The organism is Schauerella aestuarii, assembly GCF_009866805.1.
Lineage (GTDB): Bacteria > Pseudomonadota > Gammaproteobacteria > Burkholderiales > Burkholderiaceae_B > Schauerella > Schauerella aestuarii.
The window spans coordinates 97149-123900 of the sequence record NZ_SIZW01000039.1 but is presented as its reverse complement, the minus strand read 5'-3'; the positions used below and the strand labels follow the sequence as shown (position 1 = coordinate 123900).

Genomic DNA, 26752 nt, shown 5'->3' with positions numbered 1-26752 from the left:
AGGAGATATCCATGCCCGTAAGCGATGCCGACATGATGGCCGCCTGGCGCCAGGTGCTCACGCTGTCCAAGCTTGAATCCGGACAGATCGTGACCGTACTGACCGGCGCGGCCACCCACCCGCAAACCCTGCGCACCGCCATGACCACGGTCGCGTCGATGGGCGCCATCGTCAACCGGCTGGATCTGCCACCGGTCAATGGCGAGAAAGCGATCAGCCGCGACGCGCTCGCCTATCTGGGCACCACGCCGCTCACCGGCAACCGCGCCGCGATCGCCGCGTTGAAAGAAAGCGATCTGGTGCTGGATCTGATGACGTTGCTGTTCTCGCCCGAGCAGCACGACATCCTGAGCGGCGGCACCAAGATTCTGCTCGCCGTGGAGCCTCCCGAAGTGCTGTGCCGCATGGTGCCCACCGAGGCCGACCGCGCACGCGTCAAGCGAGCGGCCGCGCGCATCGAAGCGGCCAAGACGATGCACATTACATCGCCTGCCGGCACCGACCTGCATTGCCCGCTGGGCGAGTTTCCCGCGATCAGCGAATACGGTTATGTGGACGAACCGGGCCGATGGGATCATTGGCCCAGCGGCTTCGTGCTGACGTGGCCCGATGAGCGCGGCACCCAAGGCCGCATCGTGCTCGATCGGGGCGATATCCTGCTGCCGATGAAGCAGTACATCAGCGAGCCCATCACCCTGACCGTCAAGGACGGCTTCGTGCGCAAGATCGAAGGCGGCGTGCATGCCGATCTGCTGAACGAGTACATGGCGTCGTTCAACGACCCGGAAGCCTACGCCATGTCGCATATCGGCTGGGGCCTGCAGCCGCGCGCGCACTGGTCGATGTTGGCGCATTACGATCGCGAGGCCACGATCGGCATGGATGCGCGTGCGTTTGAAGGCAACTTCCTGTTTTCGATGGGTCCCAACAACGAAGCCGGCGGCGATCGTAATACCGCCTGCCACATCGATATTCCCATGCGCGGCTGCACCGTGCGTCTCGACGACGACATCGTCGTCGACGCCGGCCGCGTGATCGACACCGCCACCTCCGAGGCTGCCGCATGAAAGACGATATCTCCGCATACGCTCGCCAGGGCTTCGGCACCGACCTGCCGCTGGCCGCTCCCTTCGGCTTGCTGATCGTCGACTTCGTCAATGGCTTTGCCGACCCCAATCGCTTCGGCGGCGGCAACATTGCACCCGCCATCGCGCAAACCGAGGCGCTGCTGGCCTTCGCCCGTGAGCACGCATTCGCCATCGCGCATACCCGCATCGTGTTCGCCGACGACGATAGCGATGCCAATGTGTTTTGCATGAAAGTGCCAGGCATGCTCACGCTCAAGGAAAACGATCCGGCAAGCGCCATTGTGCCGTCACTTACGCCCCGGGCCGGAGAAGTCGTGATTCGTAAAACGTTGCCCTCGGCCTTTCACGGCACGACCTTGCAAGCCTGGCTGGCGCAACGCGGCGTGCAAACGCTGCTGATCGCCGGTGCCACCACCAGCGGCTGCGTGCGTGCGAGCGTCGTCGATGCGATGTCGGCCGGTTTTCGGCCGTTGGTGGTGTCCGATTGCTGCGGCGATCGCGCCATCGGTCCGCACGACGCCAATCTCTTCGACATGCAGCAAAAATATGCGGCCGTCATGCCGTATGCGGAGGCCGTGTCGCAGTTGAGCGCCCACCTTGACCGCCACCCCGCGCACGCCTAAGGCGGCGCATCGCGCGCTGCTCGATCGGCCGGGCACACTGCTCGTGCTGCGCACCCCTGTGCGCGGCGTCGTGCCGGCGGCGGGGCAACCCGGCGCCGCGTCGAACTACGTGCCGAGCACCCCAGATATCTTCATCGCCTTATGCGATGACGGCCGCATCGAGGCGTTCAACGGCCACGTCGATCTGGGCACGGGCATTCGCACGGCGCTTGCGCAGATCGTGGCCGAAGAGCTTTACGTGCCGCTCGATCGCGTGACGATGACGCTCGGCCACACCGAAGCCGCGCCCAATCAGGGCCCGACGATCGCCAGCGCCACGATTCAAATCGCGGCCGTGCCCCTGCGACGTGCGGCGGCGCAAGCGCGCGAGTGGCTGCTGGATGCGGCTGCCGAGCGGTTGCAGGTACCGCGCGAGACGCTGCAGATCCACGATGGCGTGGTGTTCGCAGGCACAACGCCCGACGCACCCGACCCGGCGCGCAGCAACGGTCCGCACAGCACACCCAACGATCCGCCTGCCCACCTTTCCTACGCCGACCTGCTTACCGGTCGGCGCATCGCGCTCACCCTCGCCGACGACGTGCCGCTCAAGCCGGTCTCGGCGTACCGCATCGTCGGTAGCGCCCCGCCGCGTGTGGACATTCCCGCCAAAGCCACCGGCGTACTCACTTTTGTGCACGATGTGCGCGTGCCCGGCATGCTGCACGGCCGCGTCGTGCGGCCGCCCTATACCGGCCGCGATTGTGGCGCGTTCGTCGGCACCAGTCTCATCGATGTCGACCGCACTGCGGCCCTGCGCTTGCCTGGCGTACGGCATATCGTGGTTGAAGGCGATTTCATCGGCGTGGTGGCCGAACGTGAAGAGCAGGCGATCGCGGCCGCGCGCCGGATCAAGGCCCGCTGGCGGCCCATCCCGCCGGGCCCCGATCTGTCGTCCATCGAAACGGCACTGTTGCATGCATCCTCAACGGCGCGTCCGTTAACCGCGCACGGCGACGTGGATACCGCGTTGGTGCACGCTGCGCAGCCGCTTTCGCGCACCTACGTGTGGCCGTATCAGATGCATGCCTCGATCGGGCCATCTTGCGCGGTGGCCGACTACACCCCTGACGGCCTCACAATCTGGGCCGGAACGCAAAACCCGCACATGTTGCGCATCGATCTCGATCGGTTGCTGGGTATGGGCGAAGACCGCATCGAAATCGTGCGTCTCGAGGCCTCAGGGTGCTACGGCCGCAACTGCGCCGACGATGTTGCCGCCGATGCCGCGCTCCTGTCGCGCGCCGCAGGCGCCCCTGTGCGCGTGCAACTCAGCCGCGAACAAGAACATGCGTGGGAACCCAAAGGTGCCGCACAATTGATGACGGTGCGCGGCGCACTCGACGCCGATGGCGGTTTGGGCGCGTACGACTTCACCACCCGCTATCCCTCCAACGATGCCCCGCTTCTGGCGTCGCTGCTTACCGGCAAGATCGCCGCCACGCCGCGGGTACTCGAAATGGGCGACCGCACCGCCGTCAGCCCCTACCGCTTCAAGCATCTGCGCGCGGTCTGCCACGACATGCCCGCGCTGGTGCGCGCGGCCTGGCTGCGCGGCGTTTCCGCATTGCCCAATTCCTTTGCCCACGATTCGTTCGTCGACGAACTGGCGCATGACGCGGGCGCCGATCCGGTCGACTTCCGGCTGCGGCATCTCGACGATACGCGTGCGGCCGATCTGCTGCGCGCCGTCGCCACCCGCGCCGCCTGGCAAGCCGGGCACCATGGCACACGGGGTCGACCCGCCGCCGACGGGTTGTTGCGCGGCCGCGGCGTGGCCTACGCGCGCTACGTGCACAGCCGCTTCCCGGGCTTCGGCGCCGCGTGGTCGGCGTGGGTCGTCGACCTCACCGTCGATCCCACCACCGGCCGGATCGTGATCGATCGCGTCACCATCGGCCAGGACACCGGCATGATGGTCAATCCCGATGGCGTGCGACATCAAATGCACGGCAATGTGATCCAGGTGCTCAGCCGCGTGCTCAAGGAGCGCGTTGCCTTCGATGCCGACGGCGTCGCAAGCCTTGAATGGGGCGGCTATCCGATCCTGAGTTTTGACGAGGTGCCCGAGATCGACGTGCTGCTGATGCCGCGGCAGGATGAACCGCCCTTGGGTGCCGGCGAATCCGCGTCGGTGCCGGGGCCGGCCGCCGTTGCCAATGCGTTGTTCGATGCCACCGGCGCGCGCTTTCGCGCGCCGCCGTTCACCCCCGATTCCGTGCGGGCAATGCTATCGTCGCGCTGAACTGCCCGACTGGATTGCCATGCCCCCGTTTTCTCGTTTGCCCACATCGCGGTCCGCGCCGCGCGCCGCTGTGCCCGCGCTCACTCCCGAACGGCAAGCCACTGCCGATCGCGCCTCGACCGACCAAGGCTTGCCGCTGACGGCGCCTGCCGATCTTCCCTTGGCGATTGGACCGCTTTCCGCGGCCGCCTTCGCGCCGTATGGCGCGATGCTGGGCCAGCCGTACGACGCAAACGCTCCCACGCCGGCATTCACCAACGCCAATACCGACTTCTGGCATCAGCATGCGTTCGACACCGGCAGCGGCGGCCGCACCGAAGTGCTGGGAGTGAATTACCGCCGCTGCGATGGTCGTATCGATACGCTCGAAGTGCATCACCTCACGCAGCAGGCCATCGTGCCGCTGGGAAGCGTGGGCGTCATACATGTGGTGGCCTGTTCGGACGCGCAAGGCGCACCCGATCTCACGACGTTGCGCGCATTCGAGATCCCACCTGGCCAAGGGATCTGCATGCAACCCGGCTGCTGGCATGCGACGCAGGTAGAAGCCAGTGAGGCCATGTGTCTGATGTTGACGCGCGACTCGACCACGGTCGAATTGGTCGCGCACATGCAGCACGGCGCGCCCGCCCAGGAGTCGGCGTTCCAGCGGCTCCCCCACGCTTATCTTCTTAGCCGTTGAGCTGATCTTCTTAGACGTTGAGCTGATCTTCTTAGCCGTTGAGCTGATCTTCTCGCGTTGAACTGATCTTCTTGAGCGCTGACCGAAAACCCGGTTACATGAATGGCCGCGCACGGGCAGGCATCCGGGTTATGTTGACCGGGACCGCGACGAACTTTTTTCAGACCTCGCCGCGCCCATTTTGAAAGGACAGCTTCATGAACCTGATTCGCAGTGCCTTGTATGCGTGCGCCGTGGCCGGCACCCTCGCCGCCTCGGCCGCCATGGCCCAACCCGTCCCCACCGCTACCGCTGACGGCTTTCGCTATCCCGAACCAGGCAACGTGGTGGCCGATCCCAATGCGCCGCCACAGCTGCGCATGCGCGAGATCCCCGATCCCAGCGCGCCGCCGCCCCCGCCGCTGGTGACCAACTCGCCCGAGAGCCTGGAGAACTACAACCTGTGCGTGGAGCGGGTCAATCGTGAAACCAGTACGCGCGCCGAAATGCTCAATGGCACCAGCCAGTGCATGCGTGAACTGGACGAGCGCCGCCGCATGGGGCGCTGATCGCCTTCCCCACGGGCGATTCCTGCATAAAAAAAGTGATTTTTGGTGTGCGGGCGTTTCACGTTTGTGATTATCCTTAAGCCCTTCGGCGATGCGATGACGCCGCGCACATAACGTGTGCGGCGTTACTTTTTCCGGCCAAGTGGTTCGGCTGGCGCATCAGGCACGCTAAGGATCTCAAGGCTCATGACGACGTTGTTGGAACGGCGCTTTGCGCGCACGCTGGATAGTCTGATCGACGAATTTTCTGCCGATGCATGGCGGGGCGGCACGCTCGACGCCTGGGTATTCGAAGATCGCACCGCTCGCGTCGCCGCCGAGCAGCGCTTGGCCCGCGCCGGCGTGACCGCGCGTTTTCGCTCGGCCTACAAGCCGCTCGTGCATGCCTTCGTCGAAGACATCGATCTGACCGATGTCGAACGCGTCACGGTGCGCTACCCCGTACACCCCGCAGCAACGCCAAAGCGCTTTACGCTCGAAGCCTATCCGTTGATCGGCATGCTGGCGGACGTCGAGGTCACGCTAATGCCGGGCGGTTCGGCGCTGGTCTACGAGGTGGAACTGTCGTATCGCGACGGCCGCACGCAGCAGGTCGATGTGTTCGCACCCAACGTCGAACGCACAGATCACACGGGCGCCGTAAACCTCACACCCACCGGTTGGGTGCGAGCTTCGCGCGCGGATGATGAAAGCGAAGGCAAAGGTGCGCAGGATGCCGCCCGCACCACCGATCTCGAGACCGCGTTCGCGGCGTTGATCGACACCGTGCGGTTGCATCCCTGGGGGACGCACGAACCTTACTTCGACCGCCTGTGCGTGCGCCTGGACATGCCGGGATCGGAACTCGATCTGCGCTATGGCGATGAGATCGTGAGCCTTTTCGAAGCGCTGCATGAAGACATCTATTTCAGCTTGCTGGAAATATTCCAGTTGCACAGCGGCCGCCCCCTGGGCGATCGCGGCTTGCAACCCGGCCAGCTTGCGCCCGACGTGCGCGCCAGCGCCGACGGCGCCATACACCTGCGCATTGCCACCGAGCCTTTCCCCGCAGTGACGCCCCCCGCGCCGTCGAGCGACAACCCGCCGCTTGCCGCAGCCACGCGCGCATTGCCGATCGAACGCGTGGCATATGAACTGGATGCGCTTGGCGGCGAACGATTCGACGCGCGCTCACGCCAGGGCCGCACGGTATGGGGCACGTACGTCAAAAGCGCCCAGCCCGCGATCGTGATCTCGGCCGCGCAGCATGCCAACGAGAGCTCGGGCGTGGTGGGGGTGCTGCGCGCCGCGCACGCGTTGCGCGATGAAGCACACTTCGCGCTCATCGGCGTCGAGAATCCCGACGGCTACGCCATGCATCGCGAACTGTGCGCCACGCATCCGCGTCATATGCATCACGCCGCGCGCTACTCCGCATTGGGTGACGACATCGCCTATCGCGAACGCGCACCGTTCTACGAGCGCGAAGCGCGCCAGCAGGCGCTCGCCATCAGCGGCGCGGCGCTCCACATCAATCTGCATGGCTACCCCGCGCACGAATGGACCCGCCCAATGTCGGGCTATCTGCCGCGCGGGTTCGAACTCTGGACGATTCCCAAAGGATTCTTCCTCATCCTGCGCCATCACTCGGGATGGGGCGACCGCGCGCGCGCAGTGATCGAACACGTCACGCAACGCTTAGGGCGACTGCCCGGCTTGCTTGAATTCAATGCACGTCAGATCGCCCTCTTTCGTGCCCACGCACTGGAGGCCGGATTCGAGATGCTCAACGGCATCCCGATCCTGGTGGCTGAAGATACGCGCGAAGCGGCGCCGCTTGCCCTGATTTCGGAGTTCCCCGACGAAACGATCTACGGCGACGACTTCGTCTTTGCCCATACCGTGCAGATGGAGACGGTGCTGGCCGCGCATGAAGGTTATCTGCGCGTGTCAGGCACCTAGAATGATCTGCGGGCACCAGGCACCGGCAACGTCGCGCTGGCGCCCTTCTCGCCGTGCCGACCTTACTGCGCTTCCAACCCCGAAGCTTTGACGATCGCGGCGTACTTCTTCAGCTCCGATGCAAAGTACGCCGCCGTTTCGGCAGGCGGGCGCAGCACCACGGTATTGCCCTGCGTGGCCATTTGCGCTTTCACTTCCGGGCTCGTATAGGCTTTCTGGAAGCCGGCGTAAATGCGATCCACATCGGCCTTCGGCAGCTTGGCAGGTCCCACCACGGCTACCCACCCTTCGATCTCGTAGTCAGGCATGCCCTGCTCGCGCACCGTGGGCAGATTCGGTAGCGTGGCCGTGCGTTGCGGACCGCATACGCCGAGGGCCACAAGCGCGCCGCTTTGCACGTGCGGCAGTGCCGAAGGCAGCGACACCACACCCACGTCTACCTGACCGCCGATCAGGTCGGTGACCATCGGCCCGGTGCCCTTGTAGGGAATGTGGCGCACTTTCAATCCCGCCTGCTGCATGAACAGTTCCGCCGCCAGATGCAGCACCGTGCCGTTGCCCGACGACGCATAGTTGAACGCATCGCTCTTCTCGCGCAACATCGCCACCAGCTCGGGCACCGTTTTCACCGGCAGCCGTTTGGGATTGACGACCAGCAGAAACGGCGTGGTACAGACCACCGAGATCGGTGTGATGTCGGCAATCGGATCGAACGGCAGCGACTTGTACACGCTCGGATAGATGACATGGTTGTTCGACACCATCGACAGCGTCAACCCGTCAGGTGGCGAACGCACGAGTGCCGACGTGCCCACGATGCCGCCCGCGCCCGCCTGATTTTCGACGACCACCGTATGGCCCAACGCGGCCGATAGCGCGGGACCCGCCGCACGCGTAATTGCATCCACACCCGAACCCACACTCAACGGCAGGATGAAGCGGATCGGCCGATCGCTTTGCGCCCATGCTGGCATGGCGGCCAACGCAGCAGTACCGCCCAAAGCCGCCAACAAAGCGCGGCGCGTGTGATCGACAGCATTCGTTTTCATGTGTTGTCTCCTCATTATTGTTGTTGCACGCGCCAGCTCTTTTGCGGCCGGCGTCGGTGCGCGGCGATTCGAATCAGCGCGTCATGCCACCACGCCGTCCTTGTTCAACCCTGCAATTTCTTCGGCGCTGAAGCCGAGCTCGCCCAGCACCGTTGCGGTGTGCTCGCCCACGGTCGGCGGATCGCTGCGCACACCCAGCCGCGCGCCGTCCATGGTGATGGGAAAGAGCGCCGCCCCCACCGTTTGCCCGGCGCGGTCGCCATCGGGCAGGCGCACGTCCGCCAGGCCGCCGGTGGCCTGCAGGTGCGGATCGTCATAGAGCGCTTCGGGCTTGACGATGGGCGCGAACGGCAGGCCCTGCGCCTCGAAGATCGCCGTCAGTTCAGCAACCGAATAGCCGCTCAACCGATTGCGCAGTTCAGGCATCAGGGTGGCGCGTGCAACCACGCGCTTGTTGTTGGTGGAGAGTTCAGGCGCCGCCTTTAAATCGTCGAACCCGAAGGCGTCGCAAAACGTCACCCACTGCGAATCGCTCACGGCCGCCAGAAAGATCTGGCCGTCGCGAACGGTGAACACGTCGTACAGCGCCCAAGCGGAGATCCGATCCGGCATGGGCGCGGCCGCCTGTCCGGTGATCGCGTATTGCAGCATGTGCTGGCCCACCAGAAACACGTTGTTCTCGAACAAGGCCGACTGCACTTCCTGGCCGCGGCCCGTGATGCCGCGCTGGATGAGTGCCGCCATGGCACCGATCGCGCCAAACATGCCGCCCATGATGTCGTTCACGCTCGTGCCGGCGCGCAGCGGATCGCCGGGCCGGCCGGTCATGTAGGCCAGCCCGCCCATCATCTGCACCACTTCGTCCAGCGCCGTGCGCATCTCGTAGGGGCCTGGCAAAAACCCCTTCAGGCTCACATAAATGAGCTTGGGGTTGACGGCCGAAAGGGCGGCGTAATCCAGGCTGTATTTGGCCATCGCACCGGGGCGAAAATTCTCGGCAAACACATCGGCGCTGGCCGCGAGCTTGCGTGCAACGGCCGCGCCGCGCGGGTCGCGCAGATCGAGTGCCAGGCTTTTCTTGTTGCGGTTGAACATGGGAAAGAAGCCCGATCCCGCCCCCAGCAGATGACGTGTGCGGTCGCCTTCGATCGGCTCGACCTTGATGACTTCGGCGCCCAGATCGGCCAGCACCATGCCGCAGGTGGGGCCCATCACCATGTGGGTGAACTCCACCACACGGAGGCCGGCCAGCGGCAAAGCACGGGATGATGATGCGGTCATGCGAGATTCCTTGATGAGTCAGGCGTACGCGCGCGGCGCGACGTAGGTTGCGGGCAAGCCGGCACGCCATAGCGCGCCGCTCAGGGGCTCGCCGGCCAGCCACTGCGCCACGTCCGCTCGCAAGGCAAGCAGTCGCGCAATGTCCAGGCCGGTATCGATGCCCATGCTGCCAAGCATAAAGGCCAAGTCCTCGGTCGATACATTGCCGCTGGCGCCCGGCGCGTGCGGGCAGCCGCCGATACCGGCCAGGCACGCGTCGAACCGATCGATGCCGGTGTCCAGCGCGGCCAGCACATTGGCCAGCCCCAGGCCGCGCGTATCGTGAAAATGCGCACAGCACAGCAGATCGCCCACTTGGCGGCGCGCCGCTTCGAACAGTCTCCGCACGCCCGCAGGGTCGGCGTAGCCAACGGTATCGGCCAGGCTCACACGATCCGCACCGGCGTCGAGCAGTGCCTGCATCAATCGCAATACCTCGGCGGGATCGACTGCACCCTGCAAGGTACAGCCGAAAGCGGTGCCCACCCCGCCTTCGATGAGCGTGCGCGCGCCCGCCGCGTCGCGCGCCGCGCGCATCCGGGCGACCTCCGCCACCACCTCATCCGGCGTTTTGCGCAAGTTCGCCTGGCTGTGCAAGGCGCTGGCCGACAGCGGCACGACGATCACGTCGGCCTGCGCGGCAAAAGCCCGCTCGGCGCCCTTCAGATTGGGTACGAGCACCGATACCGTCAAGCCGGGCAACGTGCGCGCGTGCGCCACCACGATCTCGGTATCCGCCAGTTGCGGCAAGAGCCGCGCCGGCACGAACGATCCCGCTTCGATCTCTCGCTGACCTGCGGCATACGCGGCATCGATCCACGCAAGCTTGTTCTCGGTGCTGACGATGGTGGCCACGCTTTGCAATCCGTCGCGCAGGCCGACCTCGCGGATCGTGGCGCGCGCCGGCCACGCGGCAGGGCGCGACGCTGCTGCGCCGCCCGTGTTGCCCTGGCCCAATGCGCCTCGCATGCCGCCTTGTGAATTGCCTGCCGTCATGTCGTCTCCTCTCCGGTCTCATCGTCTGGTTTGAGTTTAGGATTTCTGATCGGAGATTGAACTGCTGATTCAGAAGCCCTATGCTTCCGAAACGGAATATCTCAAGGCTCTTCTCATGCGCGATCTCGACATGACCACTTTGCGGCTGTTCGTGGCCGTCTGCGAGCAGCACAGCATCGCGCGCGCGGGCGAAGCCGCCAATATCGTGGGATCGGCCATCAGCAAGCGGCTGGCGGCGCTGGAAGACACGGTGGGCATGAAGCTGCTCGTGCGCGGCCGCCGCGGCGTGGCACCCACGCCGGCCGGTGAAGCCCTGCTCGACCACGCGCGCGCCATCCTGGGCAATGTCGCCCGGATCGAACGCGACATCGGCGCGTTCTCCTCCGGCGTCAAAGGTCAGGTGCGCATCCTTGCCACCGCTTCCGTCCTGGCGGCCTCGCTGGCCGAAGACGTGGCGACGTTTCTGCACGATCCCGCGCATGCCGATATCCGTGTCGATATGGAAGAAGGACTGAGCCATCACATCATCCGCGGCGTGCGCGACGGCGTGGCGTCGCTCGGCATGTGCTGGGATGCGGCAGACTTTCTGGGTCTGGCCTGCCTGCCCTATGGCGGCGATCGATTGGCCGTGGCGGTGCACCCGCGGCATCCGCTGGCGCGGTATCGCGAGGTGTCGCTGACCGACACGCTCGATCATGAGCAGGTCACCTTGCCGGATGCCAGCGCCGTGACCCGTACGCTCACGCAGCTCGCCCGGCAGAGCGGCAAAACCCTCATGCGGCGCGTGATCGTGTCCAACCTCGACTCCGCCATGCGCGTGGTGGGCGCCAACCTTGCCATCGCCATCGTGCCTACCACCACGGCCCAGTACTACGCCGCCTCGAAAGCAATGCGGGTGGTGGCGCTCACGGACGACTGGGCCGACCGCCGCTTTGCCCTCTGCTTTCGCGGCGAGGGCGAACTGTCGGCGGCGGCGCGGCTGCTGCGCGACCATCTGGTTGCCGCACGAGCGCCAGCGGCCGCACCGTTAGGCCCAAGTTAGCGGTACGCTTGAGCGCACAACAAAATCCCCCAACGATGAGGATGGGATGGAGACATACGACTACATCATTGTGGGCGCGGGCTCGGCCGGCTGCGTGCTGGCCAATCGCCTGAGCGCCAATCCCGCCCATCGCGTACTGCTGATCGAGGCCGGCGGGCGCGACAACTATCACTGGATTCACATTCCCGTCGGTTATCTGTACTGCATCGGCAATCCCCGCACGGATTGGATGTACAAGACGCAGCACGAGGCCGGCCTGGATGGCCGCGCGCTCATCTATCCGCGTGGCCGCGTACTCGGCGGCTCATCGTCGATCAACGGCATGATCTATATGCGCGGCCAGCGCCAGGACTACGACGACTGGGCCCGGCTCACCGGCGACGAGCGCTGGAACTGGGATCACGTGCTGCCCGTGTTCAAGGGCAGCGAAGACCATTACCGCGGCGCCGACGCGCATCATGGCGCCGGTGGCGAGTGGCGGGTCGAAGCGCAACGCCTGCGCTGGGACATCCTGGAATCCTTTGCCGAGGCCGCGCGCCACGAAGGCATCCCGCGTGTGACCGATTTCAACGGCGGCGACAACTTCGGCGCCAGCTATTTCGACGTGAATCAGAAAAGCGGCTGGCGCTGGAACACGGCCAAAGCCTTTCTGCGCCCGGTCAAGCGCCGGCGCAACCTGCATGTGCTCACCCAGGCAGCGGTACGCCACCTCACGTTCGAGGGCACCACGTGTACCGGCGTGGTGCTGGATCATCAGGGCAAAACGCGCGACGTACGCGCCAGCCGCGAAGTCATTCTGGCGGCCGGCGCCGTCAATTCACCGCTCTTGCTCGAGCGCTCCGGCATCGGCCAGGCGGATCGCCTGCGCGACGCCGGCATCGCCCTGCGCCACGACTTGCCCGGCGTGGGCGAAAACCTGCAGGACCATCTGCAATTGCGCGTGGTGGTCAAAGTGCAAGGCGTGAAAACGCTCAACAAAATGGTGGCCACCTGGTTGGGTAAGGCCGGTATCGGCATCGAGTATCTGCTCAAGCGCACCGGGCCCATGAGCATGGCGCCATCGCAGTTGGGCGTATTTGCAAAGTCGGATCCGGCGCAGCAGCGCGCCAATCTCGAGTTCCATGTGCAACCGCTGTCATTGGGGGCTTTCGGCGAAGCACTGCACGCCTTCGATGCGTTCACGGCCAGCGTGTGCAACTTGCGCCCCACCTCGCGGGGCTCGGTGCACATCGATGGCACGGGTGCCACGCAGGGGCCGATCATCGCGCCCAACTATCTCAGCACGGCCGAAGACCGCCGCGTGGCCATCGATGCGATCCGCCTGGTCCGGCGCATTGTGCAAGCGCCCGCGTTAGCCGGCTATCGGCCCGAGGAGTGGTTGCCTGGCCCCGCCGCACAAAGCGATGCGGAACTGGCTCAGGCCGCAGCCAAAATCGGCACCACCATTTTCCATCCGGTAGGGACCTGCACCATGGGCAAGCATGCCGACGAAGGCGCGGTCGTGGATAGCGAACTGCGCGTGCATGGATTGCAGTCGCTGCGGGTGATCGATGCGTCGATCATGCCCACCATCACGTCAGGCAACACCAACTCCCCCACCATCATGATCGCCGAACGCGGCGCCGCCTTGATCCAGGCGGCGGCACGTGAGCGCTGACGGCACGTTCGCGGTGCCTGCAACGTCGTAGCCGCGCACGACAGGAAGCGCGCGTGCGCGGCTACGCCCGGCATGGCGGCGCCAAGCGGGTACCGCTGTGATTCATGATGGTGCAACCGCCCGATTTCAGGCATGAGTTCTACTTATGCGTAGCGGATTTTTAATCGTTTGCGACGCTGCGCGGGCGACCCTAGACTGCCCTGGCATCGTCTTCGCGGCCCGCCTGTTTCCAGGCTCGGCCGATCGCCTTTATCCAGGAGTTTCGGTCATGTCTCGCATGCGTTGTCTGCTCATCAGCCTCTCGATCGCCGCCGGCGCCTGCCTGGCACCCCTGGCCCACGCCGCCGATCCTTATCCCAATCGCGCCGTGCGCGCCGTCATTCCCTTTCCTGCCGGCGGCATCAACGACACCATCGGCCGCGTGCTGTTCAAGCACCTGTCTGATACCTTGCCCGGCAACATCGTGGTCGAGAACAAGCCCGGTGCCGGCGGCACGATCGGCACGCTGAACGCCATCAACAGCCCCGCCGACGGCTACACGCTGCTGCTGGGCGCAGCCAGCACGATCGCCGTGGCGCCCAATCTCTACAAGGATGTGGGCTATAGCGCCGAAAAGAATCTGATTGCCGTGGGCGGCATTGCTGCGGTGCCAAGCGTGGTGATCGTGGCCGAACAATCGCCCTACACAAAGTGGTCCGATCTGGTGGCGGCGGACAAGGCCAAGCCGGGCAGCCTGAACTACGGATCGGCCGGGTCGGGCACCAGCCATCATGTGCAGGCCGAGCTGCTCAATCTGCGCGCCGGCACCAAGTTCATGCATGTGCCGTACAAAGGCGGCGCCCCCGCCATGACCGATCTGATCGGCGGTCAGCTCGACCTGCTGGTCGATCCCTTGCCCACCACACTGGCCAATGTGAAAGCCGGCCGCGTGCGCGCCCTCGCCGTCACCACCGACACCCGCGTGCCCGAGTTGCCTGACGTGCCCACATTAAAAGAACTGGGGCTCGACTACAATGCGAGCACATGGTTTGGCCTATTCGTGCCGGCCGGCACGCCGCCCGATGCGGTCGCCAAACTCAGCGCCGGCCTCGCGGCCGCTCTGGCCGACAACGCATTGCAAGCCGACTTCCGCAGCCGCGGCATCGCGCCGCTGACCATGGACGCCCCGGCGTTTACCGCTTACGTGCGCGATGAAGACCGCACCTGGCGCGACGTCATCACCCAGGCGGGCATTCAGGTGCAATAGTGCCGGCCGCCGCAACTGCCGCGCGCGCTATGCCAGTCACGAGAAATCTGCCGCCGCTTACCACCATCCGTGCTTTCGAAGCGGCCGCCCGCCATCGATCGTTCACGCTCGCGGCCGAAGAACTCAGTGTCACGCAAAGCGCAGTCAGCCTGCAGATCCGCAAGCTCGAAGCGTTTCTTGATAAACGGTTGTTCGTGCGCGGGGCGCGGCAGGTGGAATTGTCCGAAGCCGGCTTCGTGTATTTCGAAACCTGCCGGCGGATTCTTGCCGAACTCGAAACGGCCACGCATCGCGTGCGGGACCGGCAGCGCCGCGAAGTGCTCACGGTCAACACCATCCCTACGATCGGCCAACTCTGGCTGATGCCGCGCCTGGCCGAGTTCACCGCCCAGCATCGCGACATCGAGATTCGCGTGGTGTCCGACATCCGGCCGCTCGATATGCTGGCCGATGGCGTCGATCTCGCCATTCGCGTGGGGCCGCTCGCCGGCACGCGTTACCCGCGCGACGCGCCCGGCGTCGATCTCACGCTGGTCAAGAACTGGGACGGCATCTGCGCCGACTTCCTGTTCGACGACATCCTGGTACCGGTCATGTCGCGCGATCTGCATGCGCAAGGCGGTCCGATCACCTCGCTCGACGACCTGACGTCATTCGAACTCATCCACACCGCCAGCCGCCCCGATGCGTGGCGCGACTGGTTGCGCGCGCAAGGCGCGTCGCTGCCGGCCAAACGCGCCAAGCTCGAATACGGCCACTTCTACATCGCCATGCGGGCCGCGCAAGAGCACAAGGGCATTGCGCTGATCCCGGAGATCCTGCTGGACGGCTACCCCGGACGCAACGAGCTGGTGCTGCCCATGCGCCCCGCCACGCCGCTCAAAAGCGCCGGCGCGTATTACCTCTTAACCCACAACGGCGCGCACGACCGCCCCGCCATCGCCACCTTCCGCACCTGGGTGCTGAACGAGGCGCGGCAATCGGGCAACGCCGCGCCGGCATTGTCTTAACCCTCGTTTCTGTGAGCAGATCATCATGACCCACTATCGTGTTGGCATCGCCGGTTTCGGCGCCATCGGAAAATCGTTGGCACAAGCCCTCGACGCCGGTATTCCCGGTCTCACGCTTACGGCCATCGGCGTTCGCGAGCCGGCCAAGGCGCCTGCAATCGACTGGCAGCACGACGCGCCGCGCTTCACCACGATCGACGACATGGTCGACGATTGCGACGTCGTCATCGAATGCGCACCGGCCGCCCTACTGCATCGCATCGCCGCGCCGTTTCTGCGCGCCGGAAAGAAAGTGATCGTGTTGAGCTCGGGTGCATTGCTGCAGAACGAAGACTTGATCCCGCTCGCCGCCGAGCATGGCGGTCAGATCATCGTGCCGTCGGGCGCCATCCTGGGCCTCGATGCGCTGACGGCTGCGGCGGAAAACACGATCCACTCGGTCACGATGATCACCCGCAAACCGGTGCGCGGTTTGCTGGGCGCGCCGTTCCTGGTCGAACAGGGCATCGATATCGCCGGCATCACCGAACCCAAGCTGATCTTCAAAGGCTCGCCGCGCGAGGCCGCGATTGGTTTCCCCGCCAACCTCAACGTGGCGGTGAGCGTGTCGCTGGCCGGCATCGGGCCCGATCGCACCACGCTCGAGATCTGGGCCGATCCTGATATCGATCGCAACACGCACCGCGTGGAAGTCGATGCCGATTCCGCCTCGTTCACGATGGAAATTCGCAATATCCCATCGGAAAATCCCAAGACGGGCCGCATCACTGCGCTGAGCGTATTGTCGGCCTTGCGCAAACTGACGGGGCCGCTGCGCGTCGGCACGTAAGGCGTCGTCCGTCGGCTCCTCGGTCTCACCGGACGGTTGCAGCCCGGTGGGGCGGCACCGCCGCGTAGCGCCGGCCAGATCGCGTTATTGCACCTGATCCGCCGCAACGTCCAACGGCACGTCCGGCACACTTGCCGATCGCGTGCCGGGCAACGGCGGATTGCTCGCTGCGTGATAGGTATTCACCACCGAGATCTTTACATGATCGGTCGCGTTCTGGCTGGCCGCGTGCAGCGTGCGGCAATGAAACAGCAGCACGTCGCCGGGCGCGAGCGTAAGGGGAATCGCCTGCGCGAGCACCGGCACATTGCGCGGATCGTCGGCCACGAAAAACTGCTCGCTATCGAATTGATCTGCAGCAAACGTCATCGCGTGCGAACCCGGCACGACCCACAAACCACCGTTTTCCGACGATTCGTGGCCGAGCGCCAACCACGTCGACACCAGATCGGGCCGCCCGAACGACCAATACCGGATATCGCGATGCCAACCGGTGAGGCTGCCGTAAAGCGGATGCTTGGTCATCACGCAGTTGTGATGCGCGCGCGACAGCAAGGCGGGTTCATCGAAATAGGCCGTCATCCAGGCCGCGATGGCGGGGTCGCAGGCCCAGGCGGCAAAGGCCGCATCGCGCGCGTACGCGTCGCGCAAACGCCGGATGGTTGCGCCACCGTCTGCCTCACGTGACGCCGGTGCCCCGGGATAACGCAGATCGGCCTCGAACTCCAGCGAGCCCGCAGGCACCAATAACGTATCGTTGACCACCGCCAGCATGGCCTCCCGGCGCGCCGCCGGCACCATGCCGTGAACAATCACATAACCCTGCTCGCGCAGAACCGCTATCTGGTCTTTCGTTGTGGTGGTCACACTATCCGCGCCTTGGCGCCTGACTGCTGGAAAACCCTATTCTTCCACAACGGTGCAGGTTGCGGGAGGCCGCACTGCCCTCTGAGAACAACGCCACCGTTGGTCGCTGCGGCGTCGCGGCCTCCCCATACGGATCATGTTCGGGTTTTCGCTAGTGTGACAACCGACCGGCGCCGCTATACTTGCGCCAAGTCATACGACAACATACAACTAGTGGAGACAGCATGGCCCTCGATCGTCGACAGTTTCTGACTGCGGCGGCTTCCCTGCCGCTGACCGGTCTTTCCTTGCCCGCGTGGGCGCAACAGACATGGCCGTCGCGCCCTGTGCGCATCGTGGTGCCGTATCCTCCCGGCGGGTCGTCGGACATCATCGCGCGCCTTATCAGCCAGCCCCTCTCGGAAGTGCTGAAACAGACGGTCGTGGTCGAGAACAAACCCGGTGCCAATGGCAACGTTGGGGCTGGACTTGTCGTACAAGCTGCGGAAGAAGGGCACACCGTGCTGCTGTGCGACGTGGGCGCGCTGGCCATCAGCCCGTCCGTCTACACCAAGCTGACGTTCGATCCGGCAAAGGATCTGCGCGGCGTCAGCATGCTGGCGTACTCGCCGCACGTGCTTGCCGTGCATCCTGACGTGAAGGCCAATACCTTGGGCGAATTGGTGGCCTTGTCGCAGAAGGAACGCCTGAATTTCGCCGTCACGGCGATCGGCAGCGCGCCCCACCTGGCAGCCGTGGCCGTCGAGCAAGCGACCAAGGCGAAGTGGGAATACGTGCCCTACAAGGGCGGCTCGCAAGCCGTGACGGACACCATCGGCGGGCAAACGCAGATCATCATGAACGGCCTGCTCGCCACGTTGCCGCACATCAAGAGCGGCAAGCTTCGGCCCATTGCGATCTCCAAGCGTGAGCGCATGACGCTGGTGCCGAACATCCCGACAATCGCCGAACAGGGTGTGCCGAACTTCGAATCCGGCACGTGGCAGGGCATCATGTCGCCCAATACGTTGCCCGAGGCAACCGCCAAGATGCTGGCCGAGCGCCTGGCCGCCATCGTCAATCAACCCGACATCGCCGCCAAGCTCAACGAGCAGGGTGCCGAAATCGTGGTGATGGATCCGGCCAAGCTCAACGCGTTCTTCGAATCGGAACGTCAGCGCTGGGCCAAGATCGTGGCCAGCGCCGATATCCGTCTCGACTAAGCGTTCTCGGCAGCTTCGGCTGCCGCGGTCAGCGCCAGGCTGCGGGACTTCACCACCCGGTGAACGAACTGCAGCTTGCCGACCACGGCATGGGGCAGCACGAAGGGATAAAAATCCCGTTGCCCCATGCTGCGCGACAACTCGTTGAGCACACCGGTGAGCTCCACCCAGGTGTTCACGAGATTCAAAAACTCCTCCGCATCCGGCGCGTCCTTGTCGATCAGCACGTCCTTCGTGAAAGACGCGTAATCGCGCTTGACTACGCGCGTGCTGATCCCGAAACTGAGCGCCGTATCGAGCGTATCCATCATGTGCAGGTAATGCGCCCAGGTTTCGGCCCAGTCTTCCCAGGGATGGCAGGCGGCATACGTACTGATGAAGCGGGTTGGCCAGTCTTCGGGCGGACCGTTTTCATAATTGTTCTTGAGGGCTTCCGCATAGTCCTGCCGCTCATCGCCGAACACCTCGCGAAAGTGGGCCAGCCACCGCGTCGGCTTGATCAACAGATCCCAGTAATAGTGGCCCACTTCGTGCCTGAAATGACCCAGCAGCGTGCGATACGGCTCATGCATGTCTTCGCGCAGTTTTGCGCGATAGGCATCGTCGGCTTCGAGCACGTTGATCGTGATCACGCCCTCGTCGTGTCCGGTGAGCGGCGCCTTGCCGTTCTCATCAGGCCCGAGCAGATCGAACGTCAGTCCGCCATCGTGCGGCACGATCGCCGGCGTCACAGGCAAACCCAGCGTCAGCAACTGTGCGACCAACCGCCGCTTGGCAGCTTCGAGTTTGCACCAGCGCTCGCCGTTCTCAGGAATCGACAGATCAGGGATCATGCGATTGAGCTGGCACGCCAGGCACAGATCGTGGCCGTCTGCGGCCGGCACGAGCCAGTTGCACACGGCGGGCATCGTCAAATTGGCGCACCGCTTGTAAACCGTATCGTCGCCGGCATCCGTCATTACCCAGGTATCGGGCGCGGTGCCGGGCGTGAGTGCGTGCACCTCACCCAGATCGGGGGCATACCCCAGCTGCAGACCGCACGCCAGACACTGCGTATTGTCCAGAAATACCGGCTGGCCACAGGTGCAATGGAAGATCTTGCCGCTTGAGCCTGACGGCCGGTACTTATGCGCGTCGACCAGGCGCGAACCGATGACATCGAAAAAATTGCTCATGCGCGAAACGCCGTAAAAAGAAGGGGATGGGGGATGCGGGGAGCGAGAATGAAGCAACTAACGCGCCCAAAAACGCCGGCACACGACAGCATCGGGCAGCCGCCACGGTACTCCCTATCACGCGCAGCCGTCCGGCCGGGTTAACCTTCACGTCAAGCCGCCCGCGGCACCCGATTGCCGGTTTCCAGGCTCCACATTCCTGACACGATGACATCTACCGCAGACAATCTCGCCACCATCAGCCAAGAACTCCGATCGGCGGCCGCCGTTCTGGACGCCTTTCTCAGCGACGCCGATCAGTTGGCACGCGTGGACGCGGCCGCGCGGATGCTGGCGACCGCGTTCGACCGTGGCGCAAAGGCGATTTCCTGCGGCAACGGCGGCTCGCACTGCGACGCCATGCACTTCGCCGAGGAACTCACCGGGCGCTTTCGCGACGACCGCAAGGGGTTCGCTGCCATCGCGATCTCGGATGTCAGTCACATCTCCTGCGTCGGCAACGACTTTGGCTTCGACTACATCTTTTCGCGGTATGTGGATGCGGTCGGGCGCCCTGGCGACGTGCTGTTTGCGCTGTCGACCTCCGGCAACTCGGCCAACGTGGTCAATGCGCTGGCGTCCGCCCGTGCAGCCGGCATGACGTCGATCGTGCTCACCGGCAAAGACGGCGGCCGCATCGCGCGCGAGAACCTGGCCGACATCGTGATCACCGTCCCGCACCATGGCTATGCCGATCGCATCCAGGAAGTGCACATCAAGGTGATCCACATCCTGATTTTGCTGATCGAGCGCCTGGCGCGATCCTGAACCCCATCCCACACCCTCGGAGTTGCTTGTGCCCTACGTCAAGATCGACATGTTGAAAGGCCGTTCGGAAGAACAAAAGGCAGCCATTGCCGCGACCGTCACCCAGGCCCTGGTAGAACACGGCGGCGCCAATGCCGCCAGTGTGTTCGTGGTGTTTCAGGATGTCGAGGCCGGCGATTGGGCCACGGGCGGCACCCTTGTGTCGCAGAAGCCCAAACACGGCTGAGCGGCCTCACACGGCCCGCGCGTGCGCCTCGCCGGTCGCAAGCGCCGCAATCTCCTCTTCAGTCAACGCCCGCGTCGCCAGATCGGCGCGCGGCGGATGCGTGGCCAACCCCCGCAATGCCGGCACCGGCTCGCGCAATGCGCTCAGGTCCGGCACGGGCCGGCGCAATTGCGGATCGTAGGCAAACGCGTGCTCCATCGCCAGCCCACACGCGAGCACGTGGGCGTCGCCGCGAAAACGCCCCACGACCTGCAAGCCGAACGGCATGCCGCGCCCGTCTACACCGCACGGTAGCGCCAGCGCGGGATTGGTCAGCAAGGTCACCCCATAGGTCAACCCCAGCCAGTGGTAGTAGTTGCGCGCCGGCTTGCCCTCGATGGTCTCGGCATAGAGCGTGGACCACGGGAAGGCCGACACCGGCGTGGTCGGCGACAACACGATGTCGTAGTCGCGATAAATCTCCTGGAACGAGCGAAACATCTTCGTCTGCGCCAGATGGGCCCACGCCCGATCGGCCAGCGTCATCTGCGCACCGATCTCGTAGTTGGCGCGCACATTGGGCCCCAGCAGACCGGGATCGCGTTCATACGTGTCGCGAAAGGCCGCCACGAAACTCTCGGCGCGGATCACATCGAAACAGCGATCGGCATCAGGCAGTGAGATCGCCACGGGATCGCAGCATTTGAAAAACCGGCGCATCGCCGCAATCTTGGCGCGAAACGCCACACGAATCTCTTCGTCGACCGGGCAGACACCGAAGTCTTCGGTGTAGGCCACGCGCAGATTGCCGAGATCCACCGGCCGCAGTTGCGCAAACGAGGCGCCATCGGAGGTGTACGACAGCGGATCGCAATCATCCAGCGCGATGCTGGCCGAGAACTGCAAGCAGGCGTCGGCCACCGTGCGCCCCATGGGTCCCACCACCGAGATGGGCGTCCATCCCAGTTGCCGCCGTTCGACCGGCACCAGGCCAGGCGAGGGCCGAAAGCCCACCACACCGCACTTGGCGGCGGGAATTCGCAACGACCCGCCCGTATCCGATCCGGTGCACAGCGGCAGCATGTCGGTCGCCAGCGCCGCAGCCGATCCCCCCGACGAACCGCCCGCGTTGAGCATGGGGTTGAACGGATTGCCGGTGGCGCCCCACACCGGATTGCGCGAGTTCGCCCCCGCGCCCATCTCGGGCACATTGGTTTTTCCCACCACCACGGCCCCGGCGGCGCGCAGGCGGCCCACCAACGCGTTGTCGCGGGCCGGCACGTGATTCAGGAAGTTGGGCGAGCCGTGCGTGGTCAGTAACCCGCCGGTGTCTTCGAGATCCTTCACCCCCAACGGCAAACCGTGCAGCACGCCCAATGTGTCGCCCCGCATCATGGCGGCCTCAGCAGCTCGCGCTTCGGCACGCGCACGGTCGTAGCAGGTGGCCGTGACCGCATTCACAGCAGGATTGATCGCTTCGATGCGCGCGATGCAGGCTTCCAGCACCTCAACGGGCGACAGGGACTTGGCGCCGATCCGGCGTCGCATCTCGACGGCGGACAGTTGCAGGATCGAATTGGAATCGCTCATCGCGGAGTGCTCCTGTGCGCGGCACATCGCGTGCCGCATGTGGGGTTACTGGGCCTTGATGCCGGCGCGTTTGGCGATCTCGGCGAAGCGCGGCGTTTCTTCCACGATCGTACGCTGCACCCCTGCGCCATCCATGAAGGTCGGCTCAAAGCCGCCATTGCGCAGTTGCTCTTGCGTGGCTTGGTCGGCAAGGGTTGCGGCCAATGCCTTGGTCAGCTTTTCGCGCGCCTCGGGCGGCGTGCCTTTGGGTGCAAACACGGCGATCCAGGTGTCCATGTTGACGGCGGGATAGCCGCTTTCGGCAACCGTCGGCACGTCGGGCAGGAAGCCCGATCGTTGCGCGGTGGTGACGGCGATCGGCTTCACCTTGCCCGATTTGATGTGCGGCATGGCCGACACCACCGTGTCGAACAAGATCGGGATCTGCCCGCCGATCAGATCCGTGATGGCCGGCGAACTGCCTTTGTAGGGAATGTGCGTCATGCGCGTACCGGCCGCTTCCTGGAACATCTCGCCCGCAAAGTGCGACACCGTACCGATGCCGAACGAGCCGTACGAGAACTTGTCCGGATGGGGCTTCACGGCAGCGACCAGGCCCTTCACGTCCGAAAAGGGCTCTTGCGGATTGGCCACGATGATCAAGGCCGCGCGGCCCACCATGCCGACCGGCTCGAAATCGCGCACGGTGTCGTACGGCAACTTGTCGTAGATGGCCGGGTTGACGGTGAATGTGGTGCCCGAACTCAACAGCAGGGTGTAGCCATCCGGCTGGGCGCGCGCCACATACTGCGCCCCCAGGATCGTGCCGGCACCCGCCTTGTTTTCCACGATGATCGACTGGTTCAACTCGCGGCCCAATCCCTTCGCGAGAATGCGGCCCAGCACATCGCCCGCACCACCCGGCGGGAAGGGCACCACAAGCTGCACGGGCCGCTCGGGATACTCGGCGGCGCGTGCCGCCCCCGCGCTCAACACTGCCGCCATGGCGGCCATCAGAACGACGATCTTGCTCGACTTCAACATCATGATTTTTTCCCCTTGTATGTTCAGTCATCGCTCACGCGCGTCCCTCGGACGTGCGCGTAGATTCGTACGGCTAACGCAAGCGCGCGGGCAGCAACGCATCGGCGTCCACACCGTGTGCCCGCAGCGCGTCGGGCACCGGCTCGCCCAGCAGTTGCGATTCGGCCAGTTCGGACACGCCAGCCGCCGACTGGATGCCGTAGCCGCCTTGCGCGGCCAGCCAGAAAAATCGCGGCGCGGCGTTATCCCAACCGATCACGAGATCGCCGTCGGCCACAAACGATCGCAGGCCCGCCCACACATGTTTGGGTCGGCGGATCTGCAAGGTGGTCGCGGTCTCGATATGGTAGATACCGGTGGCCACATCCAGTTCTTCCGCCACCACATCGTGCGGATCGACGGGATCGGCGTTGGCCGGCGACCCCAGCAACTGGCCGGCGTCGGGTTTGAAGTAGAAGGTTTCGTCCAGGCTGGCCACGGTGGGCCAGGCGGCAAAGTCGCCGTCGTCCGGGCCGGCAAACGTAAACGCCGTACGCCGGCAGGGTTGCAGGCCGATCGGGGTCACACCGCATAAGCGCGCCACGTCGTCGGCCCAGGCACCGGCCGCATTCACCACCGTGCCCGCGCGAATCACCGCGCCATCGGCCAAGGTCAACGACCACAGCGCCGAGCGGCGCTCGGCCGCCACCAGCGCCGCTTTGCACCGCAACTGACCACCGCGCTTGCGCATGGCGCCCAGAAAGCCTTGATGCAACGCATGCACATCCAGATCGCGTGCATCGGTTTCGAGAATGGCGCCACCCACCCGTTCAGGACGCAGGCAGGGCACCAGCGCGCAGGCGGCCGCGGCGTCGATCAACGACACATTGGGCGACCGCGCGTGTAACGCAGCAAACTCGGTCTCCAGCAGTGCGCGTTGCTCGGGCGTCGCGATGTAGAGGCAACCGCGTTCCGCCAGAATCGGATGATCGGTGAAGCCCTCGGGCGGGTGCTCGTAAAACGCGCGACTCGCCCGTGTGAGCGCCTGGATCTGCGCCGTGCCATAGGTTTCCATGAACATCGCGGCCGACCGGCCCGTCGAGTGATAGCCCGGCTGATCCTCGCGCTCGAGCACCAGCACACTGGCGTGCGCGGCCAGGCGATAGCCCAGCGACGCGCCGGCGATGCCGCCCCCCACGATCACATAGTCGAAAACCGTATCGGCCGAATTTTCCTGCGCAATCATTGCACCATCCAGAATTCTCATTTATGAGAATTCTCTGATACGAAAACATAGGCGTCAATGCAAAATGACGGCACAATCCCCGCAAACAACGATTTCAAGGGAAATCCCCAGGAGTTCCATCGCATGCCCAAAGGCACGCTTGCCGTTACCCCGCAGGATCCAACCATCGACCGCGCCAGCATGGGCATGCGGCTGCGTGCCGTGCGCAAGGCGCATGGATTGACGCTCAAGGCCTTGTCGGCGCAAACCGGCGTGGCGCTTTCCACACTCTCGAAAATGGAACTGGGCCAGGTCTCGATCGGCTACGAAAAGTTCGCCGCCGTGGCGCGCGCGTTGAAGGTCGACATCGGTGAGTTGTTCGGCGCACCCGGTAGCGCGGCCGGTGCGCCCGCGCCGACGGCGGTGCATTCCGTCATGGCCGGCACACCGAGCTATCGCGGCAGCACGTACGAATACCGCCTGCTGGCTGGTGATTTTCCCGCACGCCGCATGACACCGATGTTCGGCCGCATTCACGCGCGCAGCGAAAGCGAGTTCGACGATTACGTGCGCCATGAAGGCCAGGAATTCATCATCGTGTTGTCGGGCAAGGTGCGCCTGCAATTCGTCACCGGCGAAGTGCTCGAACTCGCCAAGCATGACTCCGCCTATTTCGACAGCAGCGTGGGGCACATGTACTTGAGCCTGAGCCGGGCGCCCGCAGAAATCATGGTCGTGATGGCGGAATGATGCGCGCGATGGCTGGCGTCTGCCCCGCCGCACGTAACGCCCAGGGCTGTGCTCGGTGCGTGCAACGCCTGAGCATTCTCCGTTACAGCCTATCCAGCCGCGAGCGCAGGTCGGCTGCCTGCGCCTGCAGCGCCGCGCGATCGCCGGCCGACATCGCGGCGAGTTGCCGATAGGGCATCGCCAGCCGGCGGTTGACCGACAACATCGCTTCATTGCGCAAAAAGAAATCCCAGTACAGCGCATTGAAGGGACAGGCCCGCTCGCCCAGCCGGGCACGCTTGTCGTAGTGACAGCCCTTGCAGTAATCGCTCATGCGATCGATGTACGCCGCGCTGGACACGTACGGCTTGGTGGCCAGTTGGCCGCCATCCACGAACTGGCTCATGCCCAACGTATTGGGCGCCTCCACCCACTCGAACGCGTCGATATACACCCCGAGATACCACGCGTGCACGGCCTGCGGATCGCAACCTGCCAGGAGCGCAAAATTGCCGATGACCATCAGCCGCTGGATGTGATGGGCGTGCGCATCATCCAGCGACTGGCCCACCGCATGCGCCAGGCATCGCATTCGCGTTTTGCCGTCCCAGAACCAACCGGGCAGGGGCAGCGTATGGCCGAACGTATTCTGCTCGGTATAGCCCGGCATATGCGCCCAGTACACCCCTCGCACATACTCGCGCCATCCCAGGATCTGCCGGATGAATCCTTCCACCGCCGCGAGCGGCGCATGGCCGCTGCGCCAGGCCGCCTCGGCCCGCGCCACCACCTCTTGCGGCGTGAGCATCTTGGTATTCAGCGCAAACGACAGCAGCGAATGAAACAAGCGCGGTGCCACGGTATTCATCGCATCCTGAAAGTCGCCGAAGTGCGGCAACGCCTCATCGATGAAATCGTCCAGATGCGCCAACGCCTCGCGCCGGTTGAGCGGCCATACGAAGCGCGAAGCCTGCGGGCGGCCAAAACTCTTCACGCCCGCCGCCACAATGGTGTCCCACAGCGCGCCGTGGTCGTGCAGGGGCCGCTTGTCGAACGGCTCCTGTGGCTTGCCGCGCCACGGCTTGCGGTTGTCGTGATCGAAGTTCCATTGGCCGCCGGCGGGCGCGTCGCCGGCGTCGAGCAGCACGCGGTGCTTGATGCGCATGCGCCGGTAGAAATCTTCCATCAACCAGTGCGGCCGCCCGGCAAAGATCGCCGCCGCTTCATCGCGGGCGGTGTAGAAATGCGCGCTATCGACACAGGTGCAGACGATGGCGGAGCGCTGCGCGTAGTCGGCCAATTGCGCATCGAGCCGCCACTCGTCCGGCGCTTGATACTCGACGGTGCGGACCGCGTCGCGCGCGATCAGGCGGTCGAGATTGACGGTGATGGCGTGTGCGTTGTCCGGGTCGTCGATCGCCAGGTAATGCACGCGATGCCCGGCCGCACGCAGGGATTGCGCAAAGTCGCGCATGGCTGCGAAGATCGCAATGATTTTCTGTGCGTGGTGCAGCACGTAGTCCGTTTCCTGCCGCACCTCCATCAGCACGTAGGCCACGTCCTCCCGCACGTCGTCGAACCACGGATGGTGAGGATTGAGTTGATCGCCCAGGATGAGTCGCAGCGTGGTCATGC

At 64.8% G+C, this 26752-nt stretch carries 24 protein-coding genes; 15 read left to right on the top strand and 9 right to left on the bottom strand.

Translation table 11 applies throughout. The features are described from left to right. Window positions 1-11: 11 nt before the first annotated feature. The 6 genes from EYW45_RS03650 (at window position 12) to EYW45_RS03625 (ending at window position 7166) form a co-directional block, all read left to right on the top strand. The gene (locus EYW45_RS03650; RefSeq protein WP_161134022.1) at window positions 12-1067 is read left to right on the top strand and encodes a M29 family metallopeptidase; all 1056 of its coding nucleotides are present in this window, start codon (window positions 12-14) and stop codon (window positions 1065-1067) included. After that, window positions 1064-1711, top strand: coding sequence for an isochorismatase family protein (locus EYW45_RS03645; protein WP_161134021.1), 648 nt, complete (start codon window positions 1064-1066; stop codon window positions 1709-1711). The genes EYW45_RS03650 and EYW45_RS03645 overlap by 4 nt, the downstream gene beginning before the upstream one ends. Next, on the top strand, window positions 1686-3995 hold the full coding sequence (locus EYW45_RS03640) for a xanthine dehydrogenase family protein molybdopterin-binding subunit (protein ID WP_161134020.1): 2310 nt from the start codon (window positions 1686-1688) through the stop codon (window positions 3993-3995). Before EYW45_RS03645 ends, EYW45_RS03640 begins: the two co-directional genes overlap by 26 nt. A 130-nt stretch (window positions 3996-4125) precedes the next feature. Then, on the top strand, window positions 4126-4677 hold the full coding sequence (locus tag EYW45_RS03635) for an ureidoglycolate lyase (RefSeq protein ID WP_268894260.1): 552 nt from the start codon (window positions 4126-4128) through the stop codon (window positions 4675-4677). Window positions 4678-4874: 197 nt separating this feature from the next. Then, window positions 4875-5225 carry a hypothetical protein gene (locus tag EYW45_RS03630; RefSeq protein ID WP_161134018.1) on the top strand — a complete coding sequence of 117 codons (351 nt, stop codon included), beginning with the start codon at window positions 4875-4877 and terminating at the stop codon, window positions 5223-5225. Window positions 5226-5411: 186 nt separating this feature from the next. Next, complete coding sequence (locus EYW45_RS03625) at window positions 5412-7166, top strand: M14 family metallopeptidase (RefSeq protein ID WP_161134017.1); 1755 nt, start codon at window positions 5412-5414, stop codon at window positions 7164-7166. A 62-nt stretch (window positions 7167-7228) separates the two neighbouring features. Here EYW45_RS03625 and EYW45_RS03620 read toward each other — a convergent pair whose 3' ends face one another. From EYW45_RS03620 to EYW45_RS03610, 3 genes are all read right to left on the bottom strand, one after another. Continuing rightward, a complete protein-coding gene (locus EYW45_RS03620) occupies window positions 7229-8215 on the bottom strand; it encodes a Bug family tripartite tricarboxylate transporter substrate binding protein (RefSeq protein ID WP_161134016.1) in 987 nt (328 codons plus the stop codon). An 81-nt stretch (window positions 8216-8296) separates the two neighbouring features. Beyond that, a complete protein-coding gene (locus tag EYW45_RS03615) occupies window positions 8297-9496 on the bottom strand; it encodes a CaiB/BaiF CoA transferase family protein (RefSeq protein WP_161134015.1) in 1200 nt (399 codons plus the stop codon). Window positions 9497-9514: 18 nt separating this feature from the next. Further along, window positions 9515-10504, bottom strand: coding sequence for a hydroxymethylglutaryl-CoA lyase (locus EYW45_RS03610; protein ID WP_161134572.1), 990 nt, complete (start codon window positions 10502-10504; stop codon window positions 9515-9517). A gap of 142 nt (window positions 10505-10646) precedes the next feature. Here EYW45_RS03610 and EYW45_RS03605 point away from each other — a divergent pair, with 142 nt between their 5' ends. From EYW45_RS03605 to EYW45_RS03585, 5 genes are all read left to right on the top strand, one after another. Beyond that, window positions 10647-11573, top strand: coding sequence for a LysR family transcriptional regulator (locus EYW45_RS03605; RefSeq protein WP_161134014.1), 927 nt, complete (start codon window positions 10647-10649; stop codon window positions 11571-11573). A gap of 46 nt (window positions 11574-11619) precedes the next feature. Next, a complete protein-coding gene (locus EYW45_RS03600; RefSeq protein ID WP_161134013.1) occupies window positions 11620-13230 on the top strand; it encodes a GMC family oxidoreductase in 1611 nt (536 codons plus the stop codon). A 268-nt stretch (window positions 13231-13498) separates the two neighbouring features. Beyond that, window positions 13499-14476: a Bug family tripartite tricarboxylate transporter substrate binding protein gene (locus tag EYW45_RS03595; RefSeq protein ID WP_161134012.1), complete on the top strand. Its 978-nt coding sequence runs from the start codon at window positions 13499-13501 to the stop codon at window positions 14474-14476. 29 nt (window positions 14477-14505) lie between these two features. Further along, on the top strand, window positions 14506-15486 hold the full coding sequence (locus tag EYW45_RS03590) for a LysR substrate-binding domain-containing protein (protein ID WP_161134011.1): 981 nt from the start codon (window positions 14506-14508) through the stop codon (window positions 15484-15486). Window positions 15487-15511: 25 nt separating this feature from the next. After that, window positions 15512-16315 (top strand): aspartate dehydrogenase, encoded by an 804-nt coding sequence (locus EYW45_RS03585; protein ID WP_161134010.1) that lies wholly within the window; start codon window positions 15512-15514, stop codon window positions 16313-16315. 84 nt (window positions 16316-16399) lie between these two features. Here EYW45_RS03585 and EYW45_RS03580 read toward each other — a convergent pair whose 3' ends face one another. Further along, window positions 16400-17182: a phytanoyl-CoA dioxygenase family protein gene (locus tag EYW45_RS03580; RefSeq protein ID WP_328703588.1), complete on the bottom strand. Its 783-nt coding sequence runs from the start codon at window positions 17180-17182 to the stop codon at window positions 16400-16402. Window positions 17183-17406: 224 nt separating this feature from the next. On the opposite strand from EYW45_RS03580, the gene EYW45_RS03575 reads away from it, so the two are divergent. Further along, window positions 17407-18384, top strand: a complete 978-nt coding sequence (locus EYW45_RS03575) for a Bug family tripartite tricarboxylate transporter substrate binding protein (protein WP_161134009.1) — start codon at window positions 17407-17409, stop codon at window positions 18382-18384. Here the strand turns inward: EYW45_RS03575 and EYW45_RS03570 are convergent. After that, complete coding sequence (locus EYW45_RS03570) at window positions 18381-19559, bottom strand: zinc-binding metallopeptidase family protein (RefSeq protein ID WP_161134008.1); 1179 nt, start codon at window positions 19557-19559, stop codon at window positions 18381-18383. The genes EYW45_RS03575 and EYW45_RS03570 overlap by 4 nt on opposite strands. Before the next feature lie 207 nt (window positions 19560-19766). Between EYW45_RS03570 and lpcA the strand changes: the two genes are divergently transcribed. Further along, window positions 19767-20366, top strand: coding sequence for a D-sedoheptulose 7-phosphate isomerase (gene lpcA, locus EYW45_RS03565; RefSeq protein WP_161134007.1), 600 nt, complete (start codon window positions 19767-19769; stop codon window positions 20364-20366). Between the two features lie 28 nt (window positions 20367-20394). Continuing rightward, window positions 20395-20592 (top strand): 2-hydroxymuconate tautomerase, encoded by a 198-nt coding sequence (locus EYW45_RS03560; protein ID WP_161134006.1) that lies wholly within the window; start codon window positions 20395-20397, stop codon window positions 20590-20592. Window positions 20593-20598: 6 nt separating this feature from the next. On the opposite strand, the gene EYW45_RS03555 is transcribed toward EYW45_RS03560, so the two are convergent. The 3 genes from EYW45_RS03555 to EYW45_RS03545 all read right to left on the bottom strand — a co-directional run bounded on the left by EYW45_RS03555 (window position 20599) and on the right by EYW45_RS03545 (window position 24430). Further along, window positions 20599-22161 carry an amidase gene (locus tag EYW45_RS03555; protein WP_161134005.1) on the bottom strand — a complete coding sequence of 521 codons (1563 nt, stop codon included), beginning with the start codon at window positions 22159-22161 and terminating at the stop codon, window positions 20599-20601. A gap of 45 nt (window positions 22162-22206) precedes the next feature. Continuing rightward, a complete protein-coding gene (locus EYW45_RS03550) occupies window positions 22207-23187 on the bottom strand; it encodes a Bug family tripartite tricarboxylate transporter substrate binding protein (protein WP_235938821.1) in 981 nt (326 codons plus the stop codon). A 70-nt stretch (window positions 23188-23257) separates the two neighbouring features. Further along, complete coding sequence (locus EYW45_RS03545; RefSeq protein WP_235938819.1) at window positions 23258-24430, bottom strand: NAD(P)/FAD-dependent oxidoreductase; 1173 nt, start codon at window positions 24428-24430, stop codon at window positions 23258-23260. 102 nt (window positions 24431-24532) lie between these two features. On the opposite strand from EYW45_RS03545, the gene EYW45_RS03540 reads away from it, so the two are divergent. After that, window positions 24533-25138, top strand: coding sequence for a helix-turn-helix domain-containing protein (locus tag EYW45_RS03540; protein WP_161134004.1), 606 nt, complete (start codon window positions 24533-24535; stop codon window positions 25136-25138). 82 nt (window positions 25139-25220) lie between these two features. Here EYW45_RS03540 and EYW45_RS03535 read toward each other — a convergent pair whose 3' ends face one another. Further along, window positions 25221-26750 (bottom strand): cryptochrome/photolyase family protein, encoded by a 1530-nt coding sequence (locus tag EYW45_RS03535; protein WP_161134003.1) that lies wholly within the window; start codon window positions 26748-26750, stop codon window positions 25221-25223. Window positions 26751-26752 lie beyond the last annotated feature (2 nt).

What these genes read in the sequence shown, in the direction of transcription:
- EYW45_RS03650 (WP_161134022.1), top strand. Translation starts at nt 12, where the DNA reads ATGCCCGTAAGCGATGCCGACATGATGGCCGCCTGGCGCCAGGTGCTC.
- EYW45_RS03645 (WP_161134021.1), top strand. Translation starts at nt 1,064, where the DNA reads ATGAAAGACGATATCTCCGCATACGCTCGCCAGGGCTTCGGCACCGAC.
- EYW45_RS03630 (WP_161134018.1), top strand. Translation starts at nt 4,875, where the DNA reads ATGAACCTGATTCGCAGTGCCTTGTATGCGTGCGCCGTGGCCGGCACC.
- EYW45_RS03625 (WP_161134017.1), top strand. Translation starts at nt 5,412, where the DNA reads ATGACGACGTTGTTGGAACGGCGCTTTGCGCGCACGCTGGATAGTCTG.
- EYW45_RS03620 (WP_161134016.1), bottom strand. Translation starts at nt 8,215, where the DNA reads ATGAAAACGAATGCTGTCGATCACACGCGCCGCGCTTTGTTGGCGGCT.
- EYW45_RS03615 (WP_161134015.1), bottom strand. Translation starts at nt 9,496, where the DNA reads ATGACCGCATCATCATCCCGTGCTTTGCCGCTGGCCGGCCTCCGTGTG.
- EYW45_RS03610 (WP_161134572.1), bottom strand. Translation starts at nt 10,504, where the DNA reads ATGCGAGGCGCATTGGGCCAGGGCAACACGGGCGGCGCAGCAGCGTCG.
- EYW45_RS03605 (WP_161134014.1), top strand. Translation starts at nt 10,647, where the DNA reads ATGCGCGATCTCGACATGACCACTTTGCGGCTGTTCGTGGCCGTCTGC.
- EYW45_RS03600 (WP_161134013.1), top strand. Translation starts at nt 11,620, where the DNA reads ATGGAGACATACGACTACATCATTGTGGGCGCGGGCTCGGCCGGCTGC.
- EYW45_RS03595 (WP_161134012.1), top strand. Translation starts at nt 13,499, where the DNA reads ATGTCTCGCATGCGTTGTCTGCTCATCAGCCTCTCGATCGCCGCCGGC.
- EYW45_RS03590 (WP_161134011.1), top strand. Translation starts at nt 14,506, where the DNA reads ATGCCAGTCACGAGAAATCTGCCGCCGCTTACCACCATCCGTGCTTTC.
- EYW45_RS03585 (WP_161134010.1), top strand. Translation starts at nt 15,512, where the DNA reads ATGACCCACTATCGTGTTGGCATCGCCGGTTTCGGCGCCATCGGAAAA.
- EYW45_RS03575 (WP_161134009.1), top strand. Translation starts at nt 17,407, where the DNA reads ATGGCCCTCGATCGTCGACAGTTTCTGACTGCGGCGGCTTCCCTGCCG.
- EYW45_RS03570 (WP_161134008.1), bottom strand. Translation starts at nt 19,559, where the DNA reads ATGAGCAATTTTTTCGATGTCATCGGTTCGCGCCTGGTCGACGCGCAT.
- lpcA (WP_161134007.1), top strand. Translation starts at nt 19,767, where the DNA reads ATGACATCTACCGCAGACAATCTCGCCACCATCAGCCAAGAACTCCGA.
- EYW45_RS03555 (WP_161134005.1), bottom strand. Translation starts at nt 22,161, where the DNA reads ATGAGCGATTCCAATTCGATCCTGCAACTGTCCGCCGTCGAGATGCGA.
- EYW45_RS03550 (WP_235938821.1), bottom strand. Translation starts at nt 23,187, where the DNA reads ATGATGTTGAAGTCGAGCAAGATCGTCGTTCTGATGGCCGCCATGGCG.
- EYW45_RS03545 (WP_235938819.1), bottom strand. Translation starts at nt 24,430, where the DNA reads ATGAGAATTCTGGATGGTGCAATGATTGCGCAGGAAAATTCGGCCGAT.
- EYW45_RS03540 (WP_161134004.1), top strand. Translation starts at nt 24,533, where the DNA reads ATGCCCAAAGGCACGCTTGCCGTTACCCCGCAGGATCCAACCATCGAC.
- EYW45_RS03535 (WP_161134003.1), bottom strand. Translation starts at nt 26,750, where the DNA reads ATGACCACGCTGCGACTCATCCTGGGCGATCAACTCAATCCTCACCAT.